Consider the following 19,898-nt stretch of genomic DNA (forward strand, 5'->3'; position numbering starts at 1 on the left):
ACTCCTTTACAGGATATTCAAACAGAGTCTATACTCTTAATAATTTATTAGTCTTCTTCTCTAACAACGATATGACGGATAATGTCTTCGTTGATTTTAGCTAAACGATCGAATTCGTTAACAGCTTCAGCGTTTGACATTACATTAAGTAGCATGTAATAACCATCACGGAAATCATTGATTTCATATGCAAGACGGCGTTTACCCCACTCTTTTACGTTTGTAATCTCCGCACCATTGTCTGTTAAAACGCCATTAAAACGTTCAACTAAAGCCTTTTTCGCTTCATCATCAATGTTTGGACGGATGATATACATAACTTCGTATTTTCTCATCACGTTCACCTCCTTTTGGACTAACGGCCCTTTTACTAAAAAGGGCAAGGAGCAATTTTTACAATTACTCACAGAAAAACATTATAGCACATTAAAAAACTGTAGGCAAGAAATGTTTTAAACTACAGATTTAAAGCTCATTTGTTCAAGAATACAGAAAAGAGTGAGAGCAAGCAACCTTGCTCAAGCCTTTTCTGTATTCTTGTCACCTTTCAGCCATAGCTGAAAGGCGTATGAAACCAAGGTTTCATACGAATGAGCTTAAAATCAACCAATTAACAACTTAATTAAAACAGCCACAAAACAAAGCTTGTCCTGTGGCTTGCCTCTTACATGTATTATACATTAAATCTAAAGTGAATGACATCTCCGTCTTGTACAATATATTCTTTCCCTTCAAGACGAACCTTTCCTGCCTCACGAGCTGCAGTCATGGATCCACCTGCAAGAAGATCTTCATACGAAACTGTTTCAGCTCGGATAAAGCCTCTCTCAAAGTCTGAGTGAATGATTCCCGCACATTGGGGTGCCTTCATTCCCTTTCTAAATGTCCATGCTCTTACCTCTTGTACACCCGCAGTAAAATACGTAGCAAGGCCTAAAAGGTGATAAGCAGCACGAATCAATTGATCTAGACCAGACTCCTCAATTCCAAGCTCTTCAAGGAACATCTCTTTTTCTTCCCCTTCAAGCTCAACAATCTCAGATTCAATTTTTGCACAAACGACGATAACTTCTGCATTATCTTTTTTGGCAAATTCACGAACTAATTGAACATACTCATTTGATGAAGGATCTGCTACATCATCTTCTCCCACATTAGAAACATAAAGAACTGGTTTACTTGTTAACAAGTGCATTCCCTTAACATACTTCATCTGCTCTTCTGTAAATTCTAATGTACGTGCGGGTTGTTCATTCTCAAATGCATCTTTTAATTTCACAAGCACCTCGTGCTCTGCCACTGCATCCTTATCTTTTTGCTTTGCAAGCTTCCCAACACGATCAATTCGCTTATCTACTGATTCTAAGTCAGCTAAAATCAACTCTAAATTAATCGTTTCAATATCAGCAATTGGATCTACCTTACCTGCTACGTGTGTGATGTTATCATCCGCAAAGCAGCGAACAACATGACAAATTGCATCCACTTGACGAATATGAGATAAAAATTTATTACCCAACCCTTCACCTTTACTTGCACCTTTTACAATCCCTGCAATATCGGTGAATTCAAAGGTCGTTGGTACTGTCTTTTTAGGTTGAACAAGCTCTGTTAATTTATTTAATCTTTCATCTGGTACTTCTACAATTCCCACATTGGGGTCAATTGTACAGAAAGGATAATTTGCTGATTCAGCACCCGCCTGAGTTATTGCATTAAAAAGTGTTGATTTTCCAACGTTAGGTAGACCAACGATTCCTGCTGTTAATGCCATCTTTTTTCCACTCCTATATAATCAAATACACCTTGTCGTTTTTGCGCTCAGATTCACTACTGAATTTGAGGCAGTCGCCAGAGGCTATAGCGTATTCAGCCTAGGTTTTGAACTTCTATCTGAAGTTTATGTTCCCTTCTTTTATAAATAATAATAAAAAAGATTTTTGCTGAATGAAGGTAACCGAAACATACTAACCTTCAACAATTATAGATTTTACTTTACAAAAATACAAGCCGTTTCAATTAGAAACGGCCTGATAAAATATTTGTCTTATTTGTTTTCTTTCTCCTCAATTTTTTCAATTGAGACTAAACAATCATATACGGTGCTACCTAACCCATTATCAGAAGCTTGGTGAGAAGTTAAATTATTTACACTGCCACCGAAAATATGCCATTGTCCTTCATCAACACAAATAATATTTGGTGATGATTCCTTAAGTAACTGTACACTTCCAGTAATAGAACCACGTTCATTAAAAACTCTTACCCTGTCATTAGGTTGAATTCCCTTTTCTTCTGCAATATCTTTAGAAACTTCAACTTTGACCTTCTGTAGCCCCTCTATTAAATGATAGCTCTGCGAATGATTAGAACGTAAAGGATGAATGGTTAATAAAGTATAAGGGTACTTTTTGGCTAGTTCTTTATCAGAATACAGTGATTCCTTTGGATAGGAAATCTTTAACCGTCCATCATACCCCTTACTCTCTCCTAGAGATGAAGTAAATTCAAACTTTCCAGACGGAGTTGTAAAAGAATAATCTTGCCATGGGACAAGTTCAACAGGTAAAGGAACATGACTCTTTTCTTTTATTGCCTCAAAAGAAATCCCTTGTTTATCTAATGAGCCCAAGCCCATTTTAATAAACTCTTCTCTCGAAAAATCAAAGTCTTCTCCAAACCCAAGTCGTTTGCCCAGTTCTGTCCAAATCCAAACATCTGATTTCGCTTCTCCAGGCAATTCTACCAGCTTTGGACCATAATTCACGAAATGATGATACATAGAAGAGTAATAGATGTCCTCTTCCTCAAAAACAGTAGCAGACGGAAGCACATAGTCCGCAAGTCTAGCTGTATCAGTCATAAACTGCTCTAGTACAACAACAGTATCAACAGATTTAAACGCTTCCTGGACAAGAGCTGTATTTGGCACTTGAGTCAGTGGGTTGCCACATGAAACCATAATCATTTTAATGGGAGGCTCCGTAGCAGTTAATATACCTTCTGCTTGTTCCATCATTGTAAATGATCGTGATTCCTTCTTCCTCTCTGGCAGTGTTAATGCGTCACTATCGAAGCTTTGACCAACCTGTGTGTTTCCGAAATTCGCACCGCCCCCTGGAATTCCGACATTTCCACTTATAGCAATTAGCGCATCGATTAAGCGTATTGTGTTTCCACCATTTGCGTACCGCTGCATCCCTAATCCCATATAGGTTGTCGTAGGCCCGTCACTATATAGATGTGCCAAATTTGTAATTGTTTCACGTGGAACATTTGTTATTTCTTCTATTTGTTCCATCGAAATTCCTTCTATCATTGTTACGAGATCTTCGTAACCTACCGTATGATTTGTAATAAAGTGTTGATCCTGCAAGTCTAAACGTAACAATTCTTTCATAATACCTATTGCTAATATTCCATCCATTCCTGGTGTTATCGGAATATATGAAGTAGCGATTTTAGCTGTTCCATTATAGATTGGATCAATCACAATAATTTTCACGCCTGTTTTTTTCACATCTTGTAAATAAGAAAAAAGATGCATATTTGTCCGCGTCACATTTCTTCCCCAAATAACAACATTTTTACTATTGTAAATATCCTCAGGTGCATGACTGCATGCATTTCCAAAATCCCAATTTTGTGCCTCGATTCCCGATCCCCAGCAAATGCTACCAGTTAACTCCGTTACGCCTCCGTAGCAATTAAAAAAGCGCTTTGGTATCTTCGTTAACAATCCTCCATTGGCATAGTCATGACTGTAAAGTACAGATGTTGATCCATACTCTTGTTTTACCTTTTCAAGCTTACTAGATATTTCATCGAGAGCTTGTTCCCAGGTGATTCTTTGAAACTCTCCATCTATTTTTTTAAGCGGATGTAGGATACGCTCTGGTGAGTTCGTTCTAGTCTCAAGCATCCGGCCCCTACCACATATTTTCCCCTTTGTTATTGGATGTTCTTTATCTCCATCTATCTTTACTACTTTACCGTTTTCCACCTCAACAACAAAACCACAACTGTCCCAACAATTTAATGGACATGCAGATTTATATGTGGCCATATTACTCAACTCCCATACTTGTAGAAAACTACTGAAATCATATTACTTATTATAAATCACATCTCAAAAATTTCTATAAAAAAGACTCCTGGTAACCAGTAAATTTTATCCAAAAATAAAAAGAAAGCATGAGGCTTTATTCCTCATGCTTTACTAAGATTTTTTTCATTTTCCGTGTAAACTCTTTTCTTGGGATTAGTACACTATGTGAACATCCCTCACACTTAATTCGAATATCCATTCCGAGCCGAATGATTTTCCATTTATTTGTTCCACATGGATGAGGCTTTTTCATTTCTACTATATCATGTAATCCATATTCCTTCTCTACCACGATACTCACCCTTTATCCTAAAGTTATCTTATTTTCTATTATTGCTTTATAGCTAACAATTGTATAGTACTGGAAAACCCCAGTAAAGGAAGAAAGGATTTCTCCTATAAAACGTATTGTACCAATAAATCACTTTAAATTGTAGCGATTTACAATGGGATATAACAATATAACTGCTAGTAAATATAAATTGGCGATCCCATATATAGGATATAAAATAGAAACCAGTGTCGAAAAGCCGAAGGTAGTAAAAGGTGCCATAAGTATGATAAATAGAACTGCAATCATCCAAAGTGGCATTTTCAACTTTTCTTTAAACCTTGTTGATAAACCTAATATTCCGGATGCAGCGGTTGTAAAAATAGCACCGAATAATAGGATAGACATAAAGAATACTGCTATGTACGGGAAATTCTTTAGGATGACGAACAATGGTATCTCATACAGCATAATTTCTTGAGCGATATCAAGTAATGCTTCATTATAAACAAGGGTAATCACACCTAGGAACAGGCCACTGCCAATACTTGCAACAAGCGCCTCTCCTTTTGACTTCATTTCCTTTCCGATTGCTCCAAGAACAGCAACAAGTGGTAAAATATTTAGCGCTGTAAAGGTAAAGGCAGCCGGCCAGTTTTCCTGTTCCTGTAGGACAAATGAAAATTCCCTTTCGTTTGAAAATAGGAAAATAAACAGTACTGTTACTAAAAAGACAATTAAAGCTGGAATGATTATCATATTAATTGAAACCAACCCATTAATATTCCACATAAATACAAGAACAAGTAGTAGACCGAAAAGGACAATTCCCCACCAAAATGGAATATTAAATAACTCTAACGTAGCCCCCCCACCTGCTAGCATAACGACTGTCGTTGAGAATAAATACAAGATGGTAATTCCATCATAAAGATGAGCAATCTTTTCCCCTACTAGTTCCCGTAAGACAGGAACAAAGTGCTCAGTCTCCTTTTTATAGCTTATTTTCATTATAGTGTAACAGCAAATCGTAAAAATAAACGTAAAAAAGATGATTGCCAAACTACTTTGTTCACCATAAAACTGCCAGATTTCCCTTCCAGATGCATAACCAGCACCTATTGAGGTTCCCAATATTAAAAACATCCACTTTATTCCCGCCCGAAACATGATATCCCCCACTTCTCTTTTTCTACTAAAAAGCAAACTCATATAGTCTAATAATCTTTTCGATCAGATGTATAGAATTCAAGATTTCTCCGTATACTGATAGTACAGCGAAAAAGGGGTGAAAAACCTATGAATCTAAGATATAAATTATTTGATCAATCGAAAAATGACCCATTCCGTATTACATATGATCAAGAACTAGCCGACCATCAAATTGCTTTAAAAATATCTTCTATGCTACCACTTACGAACCAACCCATTATTATTTTTTGTATTGGTACAGATCGTTCTACAGGAGACTCACTAGGTCCTTTAATAGGTACTAAAATTAAAGAAAAAGGACTGTCCCACTTTCATGTATATGGCACATTGGACGAACCTATTCATGCAGTTAATCTACAAGAAAAGATTGAGGAGATAAAACGCAACTATACAAACCCATTTATTATTGGAATTGACGCTTGTTTAGGCCGTTTAAAGAGTGTAGGGTCCATAACCATTGGGGAAGGCCCTATAAAGCCTGGTGCAGGCGTTAACAAGGAATTAACCCCTATTGGAGATATGCATATCACTGGAATTGTAAATGTGAGTGGATTTATGGAGTTTTTCGTTCTACAAAATACGAGACTTAGTTTGGTTATGAAGATAGCAAATACAATTGTAAGTGGGATATATAGGGCAGAGTACAAATACCTAAGAAGAATTGAACTAGAGAATGAAAGAGACCAATTTTCCATGTAAAAAAACCTCTTCAAAATTGTAGAAGAGGTTTAAAAAATACCTTGTGCAAAATAAACGATTGAATTCCAATAATAAACACCCGTTACTAGTATAGCTGTCACTAAGATACCAGGTAATAGGTTTGCAACTCGAATGGTAGTAATTCCTAATAAATTTGTACCGATGGCAACAATCATTAAGCCTCCTGCACCCGTCATTTCGACAATAAACGAGTCCATTAACTCTGTCGGTACCCATTTATCAATTTGTGTAGCAAATAATGCGATTGAACCTTGATAGAGGATAACTGGGACAGCTGAAAAAAGAACTCCTATACCCAATGTAGTAGATAGTATTAAGCTAGTAAAGCCGTCTAAAATAGACTTAGTATATAACACACTATGGTCGTTACGTAGGCCACTATCGAGTGAACCTATGATCGCCATTGCACCGATTACAAATATTAAGGTTGATGTAACAAAACCTTTGGCAATGGTACCTTCACCAGATGAGGAACCTACCTTCTTTTCAATCCATTTTCCTAAATTATTTAGTTTATCTTCAAGTTTCCACCATTCGCCAAGAATTGCACCGAAAACTAAACTGAAGATAACAATCAAAAATTGTTCTGTTTTTAAGCCCATTTGGATACCGAGCAAGCAAACAGCTAGCCCAATTCCGTGCATAACAGTGGTTTTCATTTTATCTGGAATCCGGTGTAATACCTTTCCTAATAAAGTACCAGCTGCTATACATAATCCATTGACAATCGTCCCTAAAAGAACCACTTTTCATTACCCCTACTATTTTTTAATAGAATAAAAAACAACTGCACGATCTTGGTAGAAGAAACCAACAAGACGTGCAGAGTTTTTATTTAGCATTATGAGATTTTGGGAGAATCTAAGAGTTCGAGAATTCGTTCTAAATCTTCATTTGAAAAGAATTCAATTTCAATTTTCCCTTTTTTCTTCGTTTTCTTGATTGATACCGATGTGCCAAAGCGTTCACGAAGAAACGACTCTTGCTCCTTAATGAAGATATCTTTTTCCTTCTTCGGCGGCTTCGTTGTTTCACGTGGAACATTTTGATTCAATTCATTAATTAATACTTCCAATTGGCGCACATTCAATTGTTCTGCAAGTACCTTTTCAACGATGACATTTAACTTTTCCTTCTTTTTCAAGCCAAGAAGTGTACGTCCATGCCCCATGGATAATTTCCCTTCGGAGATCAATTGTTGTACATGTTTTGGAAGAGAAAGAAGACGAAGATGGTTCGCTATATGTGGTCTACTTTTCCCTAAACGTTTTGCAAGTTGCTCTTGGGTGACCTTCAAGTGGTCAATCAAGGATTGATAAGCAAAGGCTTCCTCAATTGGTGACAAATCCTCACGTTGAAGGTTCTCAAGCAAGGCGATTTCCATCATTTGTTGTTCATCTAGTTCACGGACGACGACCGGAACACTTGTTAACTTTGCTTCTTTTGCTGCTCTGAATCGTCTCTCCCCAGCAACAATTTCAAACCCTTTTATACTTTTACGAACTATCAAAGGTTGTAAAATTCCATAAGTTAGGATCGAATCCTTTAATTCAGTAATTGCCTCAGGCTCAAATGTTTTTCGTGGTTGATACGGATTTGGTCGCAATTCATTAATTTTAATTTCCTGTACAACCTCTTCTTTCCCTACTTCCATTGTAGAGAACAAAGCATTGATACCTTTACCTAACCCTTTAGCCATTCGCAATCACTTCCTTTGCAAGATCTAAGTATACTTCCGCGCCTCTTGACTTTGGATCGTAAATAATAATCGGCTCCCCATGACTTGGTGCTTCACTCAAACGGATATTTCTTGGAATAATCGTTTTATATACTTTATCTTGAAAATACTTTTTCACTTCTTCAATAACTTGAATCCCAAGATTTGTTCTTGCATCAAGCATTGTAAGGAGTACTCCATCAATCATAAGCTCTGTATTTAAATGCTTTTGAACCAAGCGAATTGTATTTAACAATTGACTTAATCCCTCAAGTGCGTAGTATTCACACTGAACTGGAATGACTACTGTATCGGAAGCAGTAAGTGCATTTAACGTTAGTAATCCTAAAGACGGTGGACAATCAATAATGACATAATCATATTGGTCCTTTACCTCTTCCAGTGCCCTTTTCAAACGAACTTCTCTAGAAATTGTTGGAACTAACTCAATTTCAGCACCAGCTAATTGTATTGTTGCTGGTATCATATATAAATTTTCGACTGCTGTTGGGACTGTTACATCCTTAGCAGCAACATCATCAACAAGAACATCATAAATGCATTCATCTACATTTGCCTTTTCTATGCCACAGCCACTTGTAGCATTCCCTTGAGGGTCAATGTCCACAAGTAATACACGCTTACCGACATAAGCTAAACACGCACTTAGGTTGACGGAAGTAGTTGTCTTACCTACTCCTCCTTTTTGGTTGGCTATTGAGATGATTTTCCCCACGATGTCACCTACTTTCATATTCAAATACTTCTGCCTTGGGGTACTCAAACCCTGGACTTTTCAGGTCTACGCGATGTGTGTCACCTGAAATGGTGTTCTAAATCTTTATCACTTTACTAGAAAGCTTCCTTTAAAAATCCAAGGTAACCGCCGAAGGTTATTCTTTTATATAGTTGAGAGTTAATCCCTACTATATAACCCATTCGTTATCCCACATCTAGGAATTAAATGGTTACAGACATCATAGATGCCTACAACTTTTAATAATAGACAATCAATTTATTATTCTATCACTTTTTCTATTCTATCATGAAAAAATGATAGAGGATTATCTTTTTTTATAAAATAAATAAACAAATGCGACTTGGCATAGTTTCACTCTACTTTTAGATCAAAATCCGGTGTTTCATAAGATGTTCACTTAAGGATAGGCTATCTAAGTCTTATGTTGTACACTCATCTCCTTAAAAAACATGGCAACCACCGGAAGCTTTACTTTTATCCATTCCGGTAGAGGTTGATATCTAACTGAATAAAAGTAAAATGTTTCACGTGAAACATTTCCTATGACAAAATGATTATTTTTTCCAAAACCCTATAGATTCTAGTGTAGAAGAACGATACATAAAAAATTCCCTCACCATAATAATGATGAGGAAATACATACAGTTATTTATTTTTAGGAATTCGAATTGTAAACTGGAAATATTCTTCTGTTTCTTCTTCTTCTGTATTTAATGAGACTCCGCTTTCTTCAACCATGGTCAATGATTGACGAATGGTGTTCATAGCAATTCTCATATCCCTACTTACTGCCTTGAACTTAGGTTTAGGTCGTTTTTGTTCTTTTTCTAATTCCAGGATTTTTACGACGCGATCCTCTGTTTGCTTTACATTTAATTCTTTTTCCACGATATCTTGCATGAGCCTGATTTGTTTTTCTGGATCCTTAAGTGGTATCAATGCTCTAGCGTGGCGTTCTGTAATCTTTTTTTGCATTAAAACGTGCTGTACTTCTTCTGGCAACTTTAATAAACGTAGCTTATTTGCTATCGTTGATTGACCTTTTCCTAATCTTTGAGCTAATGCTTCTTGTGTTAAACTATGTAATTCTAGTAATCTAGCATAAGCATACGCTTCTTCAATAGCTGATAGTTCTTCACGTTGCAAATTCTCGATCAATGCAACGGATGCTGTTTCCGCATCGTTAAAGTCTTTGATGATTGCAGGGATTGTTTCCCATTCAAGTGATTGAACAGCTCTCCAGCGGCGTTCACCTGCAATTATTTCATATTGATGGTCAGCAAATTGACGAACTACAATTGGTTGAATAATACCATGAGTACGTATGGTTAATGCAAGTTCTCTAATTTTATCTTCAGCAAAGACAGTTCGTGGTTGAAAACGGTTTGGAACAATTTCATTAATTGGAATTTGTCGAACCTCTTCATTCAGGTGTGTTTCCTCTTCATCTATTATTGAATCCTCTATTTGTGTTTCTATCACCTGTACTTGATTCATTTGCTGTTTTTCATCTTTTTCGCCGATACTAAACAATCGTGAAAATGGATGTTTCATAATTCCACCACCCCTTAGAACTCCCACTATTACAAATTCTCTATTTAGTCTCTCATTCCTTCTATTATAACACGTATTTTACAAAAATCTTACTATCTTTCTACTAATTAATGAGATTATATATATCATGTATTGGAGTATTGAAAAAACCAACCTGACATCATTAGGATCAGATATCTTTTAGGAGATAAGCTAAACTTCAACCTGTTGAAAGCGATTCCTCCAGATTGAAGTTTAGGTGCTTACTGGATACGAACAGACAATGAAACATATATATATGTACCTTCGTCTGTTTTCTGAGTATAGAACGGTACCCTATTAAGGAATTAAAACTGCTTAACACGGGATAAATAAGTATCCAAAATACATCCAGCACCTGCAATACTCTCATATTTATTTAATGGGAGAACGGTTTGGTGTGCCTGGCTTTCGTGGGTATTTTTTTGGTGTGACTTTATTCTTCTCCACAATCACAATATTTCTTTCACTGTTTTCAATTGGCAAAAGGAAATGGTGTACATCTTTTACAGTACCACCTAACGTTGCAATTGCCTTCTTTCCATCTTCTAATTCCTCACTAACAGATGCAGCCTTCATGGCAATAAATGTTCCATTTACCTTTACAAGCGGAAGACATAATTCGCTCAAAACAGACATTCTGGCAACTGCTCTCGCCAATACTAGGTCAAAAGACTCTCTTATATCAGTTTTATGACCAAAAGTCTCTGCTCGATCGTGATAGAAAGTTACATTTTCTAATTGGAGTTCTTTTGCAAGCTCGTTCAGGAACGTAATTCGCTTTTGCAAAGAATCAACAATCGAAATTTTTAAATGAGGAAAGCAAATTTTTAAGGGAATGCTTGGAAATCCAGCACCCGCTCCCACATCGCAAATGGAATATTCCTTTCTAAAATCAAAATAAAAAGCCGCTGAAATCGAATCGAAAAAATGCTTTAAATATACTTCCGGCTTTTCAGTAATTGCCGTTAGATTCATTTTTTCATTCCATTCAACTAATAATTTATAATAGGTTTCAAATTGTGTAAGTTGAGTAGGAGAAAGTTTGATTCCTTTCTCCTCCAACATTGTTTTAAATAATGAAGTATCCATATATGGTCCCTTCTAAGATAAAGTATAATCTGCGGTATCCCGAGAAGGTATCCCCTTGTTTCGTAAATACCCTACTAGCTTTTTATGTGCAACACACTTACTTTACTTTTGCAATTTTACCTTGCTCTAAATACACAAGTAAGATAGAAACATCAGCCGGATTCACACCTGATATTCTAGAAGCTTGAGCAACAGATAAAGGACGCACTTCTTTTAGGTTTTGTCGTGCTTCATTTGCAAGACCAGAAATTGCATCATAATCGATATTTTCTGGGATCTTTTTATCTTCCATACGTTTCAATTTCTCAACTTGCTGTATTGATTTTTGAATATAACCTTCATATTTGACTTGAATTTCTACCTGTTCTGCAACATCAGGATGTATCTCATACTCGCTCGGGGCTAGCTGACTAATATGGTTATATGTCATTTCTGGACGTTTTAGCAAATCACTGGCCAGTATGCCGTCCTTAAGCTCACTTCCACCCACTGAACGAATCAAGTCTTGAACCTCATCTGTAGGTTTAATCCTTACATCCTTCAATCGTTCCATTTCTTGTTTTATGGCAGCTTTTTTCGTTAGAAAGGCTTGATATCGCTCCTCATTAATTAAGCCAATCTCATGTCCTAGATCTGTTAATCGCAAATCTGCATTATCATGACGAAGGAGTAATCGGTATTCAGCACGTGACGTTAATAATCGATAAGGCTCAGCTGTCCCCTTTGTAACTAAATCATCAATTAACACACCAATGTATGCATCAGAACGACTTAGGACAACCTCTTCTTTTCCAAGTGCACGTAAACCAGCATTAATACCTGCCATAATACCTTGACCCGCTGCTTCTTCATACCCTGAAGTCCCGTTAATTTGACCGGCCGTATATAGATTTTTAATTTTTTTCGTTTCAAGGGTTGGCCACAGCTGAGTTGGCACAATTGCATCATATTCAATTGCATATCCAGGTCTCATCATTTGTGCATTTTCAAGTCCCGGTACAGATGCAATCAAACGATGCTGAACATCTTCAGGTAAGCTTGTTGAAAGCCCTTGAACATAGACCTCTTGCGTATTTCTGCCTTCTGGTTCAAGAAAGATTTGATGCCTTGGTTTATCGTGAAAACGTACAACTTTATCTTCGATAGATGGACAATAACGTGGTCCTGTTCCCTTGATCATTCCAGAATAAATTGGTGAACGATGTAGGTTCGCATCGATAATTTGATGTGTTTCTTCACTTGTATATGTTAACCAACATGGTAACTGGTCTGTAATGTACTTTGTTGTTTCATATGAAAAAGCCCTTGGAGTCTCGTCTCCAGGTTGAATTTCTGTTTTACTATAGTCAATCGTATGGCTATTCACGCGAGGTGGTGTACCTGTTTTAAAGCGTACTAATTGAAAGCCAAGTTCTTCAAGATGCTCCGACAATTTAATAGATGGCTGCTGGTTATTTGGACCACTTGAGTATTTTAGCTCTCCGAGGATTATTTCACCGCGTAGGAATGTACCTGTTGTAATGACAACAGTAGTAGCACGATACACCGCACCTGTTTTTGTAACAACACCATTACAAACATCGTCCTCAACAAGTAAACGTTCCACCATACCTTGAACTAGAGTCAGATTTTTTTCATTTTCCAATGTTTTTTTCATTTCATGCTGATATGAAAACTTGTCTGCTTGAGCACGTAAAGCACGTACGGCAGGACCTTTACCAGTATTAAGCATTCTCATTTGAATATGCGTTTTATCTATATTTTTTGCCATCTCACCACCTAGGGCATCAATCTCACGAACAACAATCCCTTTAGCTGGTCCCCCTACTGAGGGGTTACATGGCATAAATGCAACCATATCAAGGTTAATGGTTAGCATTAGCGTTTTTGCACCTAATCGTGCAGAAGCTAGGCCTGCTTCGCAGCCTGCATGTCCTGCACCAATGACGATGACATCATAAAAACCTGCGTCATAGCTCAAGTTTAATTCCTCCTAAAATAACAAATCTTTACTACTTTCCTAAGCAAAATTGTGAAAAGAGCTGGTTAATTAGGCTTTCATGGACGGCATCGCCAATAATTTCACCTAAGAGCTCCCATGTTCTCGTTAAATCAATTTGAACCATATCGATTGGTAAGTCAACTTCAACACCCGAAATTGCATCTTCAATTGATTTTTTCGCTTGAGTTAACAAAGCAATGTGACGAGAGTTGGACACATATGTTAAATCACTTGCCTCAACAGATCCCGTAAAAAATAGTGAGGAGATGGCTTCCTCTAAGGAATCAATTCCCTTTTCTTCTAGCAAAGAAGTCGTTACAATTGGAGAATCCTTTGCTAAAAGTTGCACCTTTTCCATGTCGATTTTTTGCGGAAGGTCAGTTTTATTAATGATTACAATTGTGTCCATTCCGGAAATCGCATCGAATAACCGCTCATCTTCTACTGTTAAATCATCACCATAGTTTAACACAAGCAGAATAAGGTCAGCCTTTTTTAATACTTCTCTCGACTTTTCAACACCGATTCGTTCCACAATATCTTCTGTTTCACGGATACCAGCAGTATCAACTAGACGTAAAGGTACACCTCGAACATTGACGTATTCTTCTATTACGTCACGCGTAGTACCAGGAATATCAGTCACGATAGCCTTATTTTCATGAATAAGGCTGTTTAATAAGGATGACTTACCAACATTAGGTCTTCCAATAATAACAGTTGATAAACCCTCTCGTAAAATCTTTCCTTGATTTGATGTTGCTAATAGTTTAATGATTTCATCACGTACTATTGTAGCTTTTTCTAGTAACACATGATGAGTCATTTCTTCGACATCATCATATTCAGGATAATCAATATTTACCTCAATATGGGCAAGAGTTTCGAGTAATTCCTGTCGTAAACGGGTAATAAGAGTAGATAATCTACCCTCCATTTGACCAATTGCTACGTTCATTGCCCGATCAGTTTTTGCACGGATTAAATCCATAACTGCTTCTGCCTGTGATAGGTCAATACGACCATTTAAAAAGGCACGCTTTGTAAATTCACCTGGCTCTGCAAGCCTTGCTCCATTTGTTAGGACAAGTTGTAGGACTCGGTTAACGGAAACAAGTCCACCATGGCAATTAATCTCAATTACATCCTCTCTCGTAAAGGTCTTTGGTCCTCTCATTAAGGTAACCATTACTTCCTCTACGACTTCCTTTGTTTCTGGATCCACAATATGGCCATAATGTATTGTATGGGACGCTACCTCCTGCAGGTTCTTCCCTTTAAATATTCGATTTGCAATGTCAATTGCTTCATCCCCACTTAGTCGAACGATAGCGATTGCTCCTTCTCCCATTGGAGTTGAGATTGCAGCTATTGTATCAAACTCCATATTTCCACCTTCTTCTATAAAAGCACTATATTATTCCATTTGATTTATTTAAAACATGTGTATAACTTTAACATTCGCTTTTTAGTAGTATTACCTATTTATCCACATGGATAACAAACTTCGTTTTCATAAAACAAACTATACCCATTTTATCTTATCCACATGTGAATAACAATCATGAAGAATCCCTCTTATTAAAGAACATTTTCTTTGGGGATAAATTGAAGGAAATTTATTCTTATTTACTAAAAAGAGACAAAAAAAACCTAGGCATTCGCCTAGGCTCCTTTTATAGGTGTTCTTTATTCCGCTGGTGAAATCACAATATGTCGATTAGGATCAGATCCATTCGAAGAGGTTTTTACTTTTTTGTGTTTTGCTAGAGCTGTATGGATTACCTTTCTTTCGTAAGAAGGCATAGGTTCTAGTTTTACACTCTGCTTCGATCTACTAACCTTACTCGCCAGTCTTTCAGCTAGTTGGATCAAGGTTTCTTCACGACGTCCTCGATAATTTTCAGCATCTACAATAATATTCAAGTAATGATCTGCAAACCTATTTGCTACCAACTGAGTTAAATATTGAAGAGAATTTAACGTTTGTCCTCTTTTCCCAATTAAAACAGCCATTTTTTCGCCAGATAATTGAAATGTTACATTTTTTCCATGGCGAATGACATCAATCTTCGCTGAAACACCCATCGTAGAAATGACATTTTCAAGAAACTTCTGTGTCTCTTCAACTGGGTCAATTTTGACTGTTACCTTTACAACAGCTGGCTTTGTACCGAAAATTCCAAATAACCCTTTTTTACCTTCATCGATGATCTGAATATCGGTGCGGTCTCTTGTTGTGTTAAGTTGAGCTAAAGCTGATTCTACTGCTTCATCGACGGTTTGCCCTGTAGCAGTTACCTGTTTCACTTTTTGGCTCCTCCCGCTTTTCCAGATTGTGCTGCTCTTATATCTGGACCTTTAATTAATATTGTTTGAACAATCATAAAGATATTACCTACTACCCAGTACAGTGATAAAGCTGCTGGGAAACTGATTGCAAAGACAACGATCATAATTGGCATTAACCAAAGCATCATTGCCATTTGAGGGTTATTATCCATACCCATCATTGTAATCTTTTGCTGGATAAATGTTGTAACGCCTGCAATCAAAGGAAGAATATAATAAGGATCTGAATCCCCTAAGTCAAACCATAAGAAATTATGCTCAGCAATTTCTCTCGTTCTCATAATTGCATGGTAAAAACCGATCAAAATTGGCATTTGAATCAATAATGGAAAACATCCAGCTAGTGGATTCACACCATGCTTTTGGAAAAGCTGCATTGTTTCTTGTTGTAGCTTTTGTTGAGTTGCTTGGTCCTTTGAACTGTACTTTTCACGAAGTGATTTTAGCTCCGGCTGAATAGCTTGCATTGCTTTTGAACTCTTTGTTTGTTTAATCATTAATGGTAATAACGCAAAACGAATCAATAATGTTACGATAATAATCGCTAACCCATAGTTTTCAGCTGTGAGTTCAGCAAAATATGTAATAAGCCAGGATAACGGATAAACAAAATATTTATTCCATACTCCTTCACTGTCAGCAGTAATTGGATCATTAATTTCTGTACAACCAGACAAAAGAAGTACTACACCAATTAGCGCACTAAGTAATAATATTCGCCTTTTCAACTACATTTCCTCCTAATTCTAAATAACTTTAAGGTAATACTATATTTCATGAATTTTTTAAACATATTCAAGTAAAAACAATATGTACAATGTATTCTACCATTTCCACATATAAATTTCTTTCTTTTCCTACGAAAAATATCTACGAATTTTGCACTTTTTTTAACACCTTTGCTAGCTTTAAAACGTGAAGTAAGCTTTTTTGCACTTCTTCATAGCTCATCTGGGCAACAGGCTTCCTAGCAATAATCACATAGTCCTTGTCCTTGACAAGTGATTTATGCTCAAGAAAAAATTGACGAATTAGTCGTTTTATTCGGTTTCTTGTAACAGCGTTTCCAATTTTCTTGCTGACAGACAGACCAATTCGAAAGTGTTCTTGTCCCTCATTTTGATAGACATACACAACGAATTGTCTATTTGCTGAGGATTTCCCAGACTTAAACGCCGTTTGAAAATCTTGGTTTTTTTTTATACGGTATTCCTTTTTCATCTCTTACAACTCCTGTGCGACGAAACAGCGTTTCAATTTCTTGGATCCATACCCTTACGTAATTTGTGCGTCTAGATTGCCTAGCCATAGCGACTAGAAACCAGAACACTCCTACTCCTCCAGCAGAGGCAAAACTGCCTCATTGTCGGAGTCACAGACGCAAATGAAGAGCTAATGCTAACGTAACCTATAACGCGTCCATTTAAGACTTTTAATTTCTCGTTTTAGGAAGAGTCGCATTTCGCCTTTCTAGTATGGTCATGAAAAAAATTGAAATAAACATATTTATAGAACTTATTGTCCTTTATAACCGATCAGACAGTACTTATAGTAATTTGTTAGTAATCACAGAACACGATTATCACAAATATAAATGAAAATCACTTAGAAAAAAAGACCACTGACGCTTCAGTGGTCTATGCTGATAATACTTTTCTTCCTTTTCTACGACGACGAGCAAGAACTTTACGTCCATTTGCTGAGCTCATACGACTACGGAATCCGTGAACTTTACTGTGTTTACGTTTGCTTGGTTGATATGTTCTTTTCATTATATGACACCTCCCTGAGGAATTAACTCTCATTTACATAACAGACAGTCCTACTAATTATAGTGAAAATCCATAAAAAATGTCAACCTTATTTGAAATTCTATATTTTGGATAACACTAATACTATTCGATGGTTTTCTTTTTATATTGTAGTTTGTAGCTACATATCACTTATTTACCAAACTTGATTCCGATCTGACTCTACTCTTTTCACTTTTCAATACTATTGTTTGACTAACATTTTCGACTCTACAAAAAAACGTCACTAACATTTGCAAAGTACATACAGTTTTCATAACACTGGGTCATTCATTTGCACATCCCAGACATTGTGGACAACTTTATTCGACATATTTTTTAATCCACAACATTTATCGACAGTTTCTACACATCATATTGTGTTGTGGATAATATTTTTCCACAAGGTATAGATATTGTGGATAAGTTTGTAAAAACCATTGATTATCAGCTCATTATTTGATATTATAGTTTTGTTTTCACTCGTAATAAGTTATTAACAATTTTTAATTATCCACAGAATGTGGATATCATGTGGATAGATTTTTACACAGTGTGTATGAAGACTTGTCCACAAGTAGTGGATTATGTCGAAAAGATGTTTTTCTACTATATTATATAGTTATTCACAATTACTCTTTATGTATATTTATAAATGGATATTCATTTTAAAGAAAAAGTTGCATATGACCTTATATTTATACACTTCAACAAGATACTTAGTAGATAATGACTCGGCATATAATGTATAGCCGTTATACCTTTGTATTTAAATAAGAGCTAACAAAGGAGGGAGATTGTTGGAGAATATTGCAGATTTATGGGCAAAAGCACTCCAAGAGATCGAGAAAAAACTTAGCAAGCCCAGCTTTGAAACTTGGCTAAAATCAACAAAAGCTCATGCGCTACAAAAGGATACGCTTATTATTACTGCTCCTAATGAGTTCGCAAGAGATTGGCTTGAATCTAGATATTTACATCTGATTGCTGAGACAATATATGATCTCACAGGTGCAGAACTTGGAATCAAATTTATTATTCCTCAAAATCAACTGGACGAAGAGTTCGAAATGAAAACACCAGAGAAAAAAGCTACGAAACAAGATGAACCGGCTGAACACTCTCAAAATATGCTTAATCAAAAATACACCTTCGATACATTTGTCATTGGATCTGGTAATCGGTTTGCACATGCTGCATCACTAGCAGTGGCAGAGGCTCCAGCAAAGGCATATAACCCGCTGTTCCTATATGGTGGTGTAGGTCTTGGTAAAACACATTTGATGCATTCAATTGGCCATTATGTGCAAGAACATAACCCAAATGCTAAGGTCGTTTATTTATCATCTGAAAAGTTTACAAACGAATTTATTAACTCGATTCGAGATAACAAGGCTGTTGAATTCAGAAATAAATACCGTAATGTTGATGTACTACTTATAGATGATATTCAATTTTTAGCTGGAAAAGAATCAACGCAGGAAGAATTTTTCCATACGTTTAACACCTTGCATGAGGAAAGCAAACAAATTGTTATTTCAAGTGATCGACCACCTAAAGAAATACCAACACTTGAGGATAGACTTCGTTCACGCTTTGAATGGGGATTAATTACGGATATTACCCCTCCTGATTTAGAAACGAGGATTGCTATCCTACGTAAAAAGGCAAAGGCAGAAGGTCTCGATATACCAAATGAGGTTATGCTTTATATCGCAAATCAAATCAATACAAATATTCGCGAACTTGAAGGTGCACTCATTCGAATCGTGGCTTATTCATCTTTAATTAATAAGGATATTAATGCCGACCTTGCGGCTGAAGCGTTAAAAGACATCATACCGAGTTCTAGGCCTAAAATAATTACAATATTTGAGATACAAAAAGTAGTCGGTCAACACTACAATATTAAACTTGAGGATTTTAAGGCGAAAAAGAGGACAAAGACGATTGCCTTTCCTCGCCAAATCGCAATGTATCTATCTCGAGAACTAACTGATTCATCTCTACCTAAAATTGGAGAGGAATTTGGTGGGCGTGATCATACGACTGTCATTCACGCACATGAAAAAATTTCAAATCTATTAAAGACTGACACACAATTACAAAAACAAATAAGTGAAATCAATGCGCAATTAAAGGGATAATCCCTTGCATTGACTTGCGACCTTTATTTTTGGACAAGTACTCGTACCGTGAATACTGTGAATAACTTCTCTAATGTTGCACACAGTCTGTCCACATGTGGATAGACTGTTTTCATTTGCTTTATCTGGGTTATCCACATACCCACAGGGCCTAC

The 19,898-nt window shown here is 36.5% G+C and carries 18 protein-coding genes; 2 read left to right on the top strand and 16 right to left on the bottom strand.

All coding sequences use genetic code 11. The annotated features are described in order from the left end of the window. Positions 1 to 47 precede the first annotated feature (47 nt). The 5 genes from rpsF to ACWNMY_RS11025 form a co-directional block, all read right to left on the bottom strand. Complete coding sequence (rpsF, locus tag ACWNMY_RS11005; RefSeq protein ID WP_449538271.1) at positions 48 to 335, bottom strand: 30S ribosomal protein S6; 288 nt, start codon at positions 333 to 335, stop codon at positions 48 to 50. Positions 336 to 673: 338 nt separating this feature from the next. Next, on the bottom strand, positions 674 to 1,774 hold the full coding sequence (gene ychF / locus ACWNMY_RS11010) for a redox-regulated ATPase YchF (protein WP_449538272.1): 1,101 nt from the start codon (positions 1,772 to 1,774) through the stop codon (positions 674 to 676). Positions 1,775 to 2,047: 273 nt separating this feature from the next. Further along, on the bottom strand, positions 2,048 to 4,066 hold the full coding sequence (locus tag ACWNMY_RS11015) for a molybdopterin-dependent oxidoreductase (protein ID WP_449538273.1): 2,019 nt from the start codon (positions 4,064 to 4,066) through the stop codon (positions 2,048 to 2,050). 136 nt (positions 4,067 to 4,202) lie between these two features. Beyond that, the gene (locus ACWNMY_RS11020) at positions 4,203 to 4,400 is read right to left on the bottom strand and encodes a DUF951 domain-containing protein (protein WP_449538274.1); all 198 of its coding nucleotides are present in this window, start codon (positions 4,398 to 4,400) and stop codon (positions 4,203 to 4,205) included. Between the two features lie 129 nt (positions 4,401 to 4,529). Continuing rightward, positions 4,530 to 5,549 (bottom strand): YkvI family membrane protein, encoded by a 1,020-nt coding sequence (locus tag ACWNMY_RS11025; RefSeq protein WP_449538275.1) that lies wholly within the window; start codon positions 5,547 to 5,549, stop codon positions 4,530 to 4,532. Positions 5,550 to 5,678: 129 nt separating this feature from the next. On the opposite strand from ACWNMY_RS11025, the gene yyaC reads away from it, so the two are divergent. Beyond that, on the top strand, positions 5,679 to 6,290 hold the full coding sequence (yyaC, locus tag ACWNMY_RS11030) for a spore protease YyaC (protein ID WP_449538276.1): 612 nt from the start codon (positions 5,679 to 5,681) through the stop codon (positions 6,288 to 6,290). Positions 6,291 to 6,319: 29 nt separating this feature from the next. Here the strand turns inward: yyaC and ACWNMY_RS11035 are convergent, their stop codons facing one another. From ACWNMY_RS11035 to rpmH, 11 genes are all read right to left on the bottom strand, one after another. Continuing rightward, on the bottom strand, positions 6,320 to 7,057 hold the full coding sequence (locus ACWNMY_RS11035) for a DUF554 domain-containing protein (RefSeq protein ID WP_449538277.1): 738 nt from the start codon (positions 7,055 to 7,057) through the stop codon (positions 6,320 to 6,322). 95 nt (positions 7,058 to 7,152) lie between these two features. Beyond that, entirely contained in the window at positions 7,153 to 8,010 is an 858-nt protein-coding gene (locus tag ACWNMY_RS11040) for a ParB/RepB/Spo0J family partition protein (protein WP_449538278.1), read from the bottom strand. Beyond that, positions 8,003 to 8,764: a ParA family protein gene (locus ACWNMY_RS11045; RefSeq protein ID WP_449538439.1), complete on the bottom strand. Its 762-nt coding sequence runs from the start codon at positions 8,762 to 8,764 to the stop codon at positions 8,003 to 8,005. The genes ACWNMY_RS11040 and ACWNMY_RS11045 overlap by 8 nt, the downstream gene beginning before the upstream one ends. Before the next feature lie 669 nt (positions 8,765 to 9,433). Continuing rightward, positions 9,434 to 10,342, bottom strand: a complete 909-nt coding sequence (gene noc, locus ACWNMY_RS11050; RefSeq protein ID WP_449538279.1) for a nucleoid occlusion protein — start codon at positions 10,340 to 10,342, stop codon at positions 9,434 to 9,436. Between the two features lie 393 nt (positions 10,343 to 10,735). Next, entirely contained in the window at positions 10,736 to 11,452 is a 717-nt protein-coding gene (rsmG, locus tag ACWNMY_RS11055) for a 16S rRNA (guanine(527)-N(7))-methyltransferase RsmG (RefSeq protein ID WP_449538280.1), read from the bottom strand. Between the two features lie 97 nt (positions 11,453 to 11,549). Next, positions 11,550 to 13,433, bottom strand: coding sequence for a tRNA uridine-5-carboxymethylaminomethyl(34) synthesis enzyme MnmG (gene mnmG, locus ACWNMY_RS11060; protein ID WP_449538281.1), 1,884 nt, complete (start codon positions 13,431 to 13,433; stop codon positions 11,550 to 11,552). A 31-nt stretch (positions 13,434 to 13,464) separates the two neighbouring features. Beyond that, positions 13,465 to 14,841, bottom strand: coding sequence for a tRNA uridine-5-carboxymethylaminomethyl(34) synthesis GTPase MnmE (gene mnmE, locus ACWNMY_RS11065; RefSeq protein ID WP_449538282.1), 1,377 nt, complete (start codon positions 14,839 to 14,841; stop codon positions 13,465 to 13,467). A 302-nt stretch (positions 14,842 to 15,143) separates the two neighbouring features. Continuing rightward, positions 15,144 to 15,764 (bottom strand): RNA-binding cell elongation regulator Jag/EloR, encoded by a 621-nt coding sequence (jag, locus tag ACWNMY_RS11070; RefSeq protein WP_449538283.1) that lies wholly within the window; start codon positions 15,762 to 15,764, stop codon positions 15,144 to 15,146. Continuing rightward, positions 15,761 to 16,534, bottom strand: a complete 774-nt coding sequence (gene spoIIIJ / locus ACWNMY_RS11075) for a YidC family membrane integrase SpoIIIJ (RefSeq protein ID WP_449538284.1) — start codon at positions 16,532 to 16,534, stop codon at positions 15,761 to 15,763. Before spoIIIJ ends, jag begins: the two co-directional genes overlap by 4 nt. A gap of 142 nt (positions 16,535 to 16,676) precedes the next feature. Next, a complete protein-coding gene (gene rnpA / locus ACWNMY_RS11080) occupies positions 16,677 to 17,027 on the bottom strand; it encodes a ribonuclease P protein component (protein ID WP_449538285.1) in 351 nt (116 codons plus the stop codon). 416 nt (positions 17,028 to 17,443) lie between these two features. Continuing rightward, on the bottom strand, positions 17,444 to 17,578 hold the full coding sequence (gene rpmH, locus ACWNMY_RS11085; protein WP_233808912.1) for a 50S ribosomal protein L34: 135 nt from the start codon (positions 17,576 to 17,578) through the stop codon (positions 17,444 to 17,446). 818 nt (positions 17,579 to 18,396) lie between these two features. On the opposite strand from rpmH, the gene dnaA reads away from it, so the two are divergent. Beyond that, on the top strand, positions 18,397 to 19,743 hold the full coding sequence (gene dnaA, locus ACWNMY_RS11090) for a chromosomal replication initiator protein DnaA (protein WP_449538286.1): 1,347 nt from the start codon (positions 18,397 to 18,399) through the stop codon (positions 19,741 to 19,743). Positions 19,744 to 19,898 lie beyond the last annotated feature (155 nt).

The sequence above is a fragment of the Ferdinandcohnia sp. Marseille-Q9671 genome, from assembly GCF_976954385.1.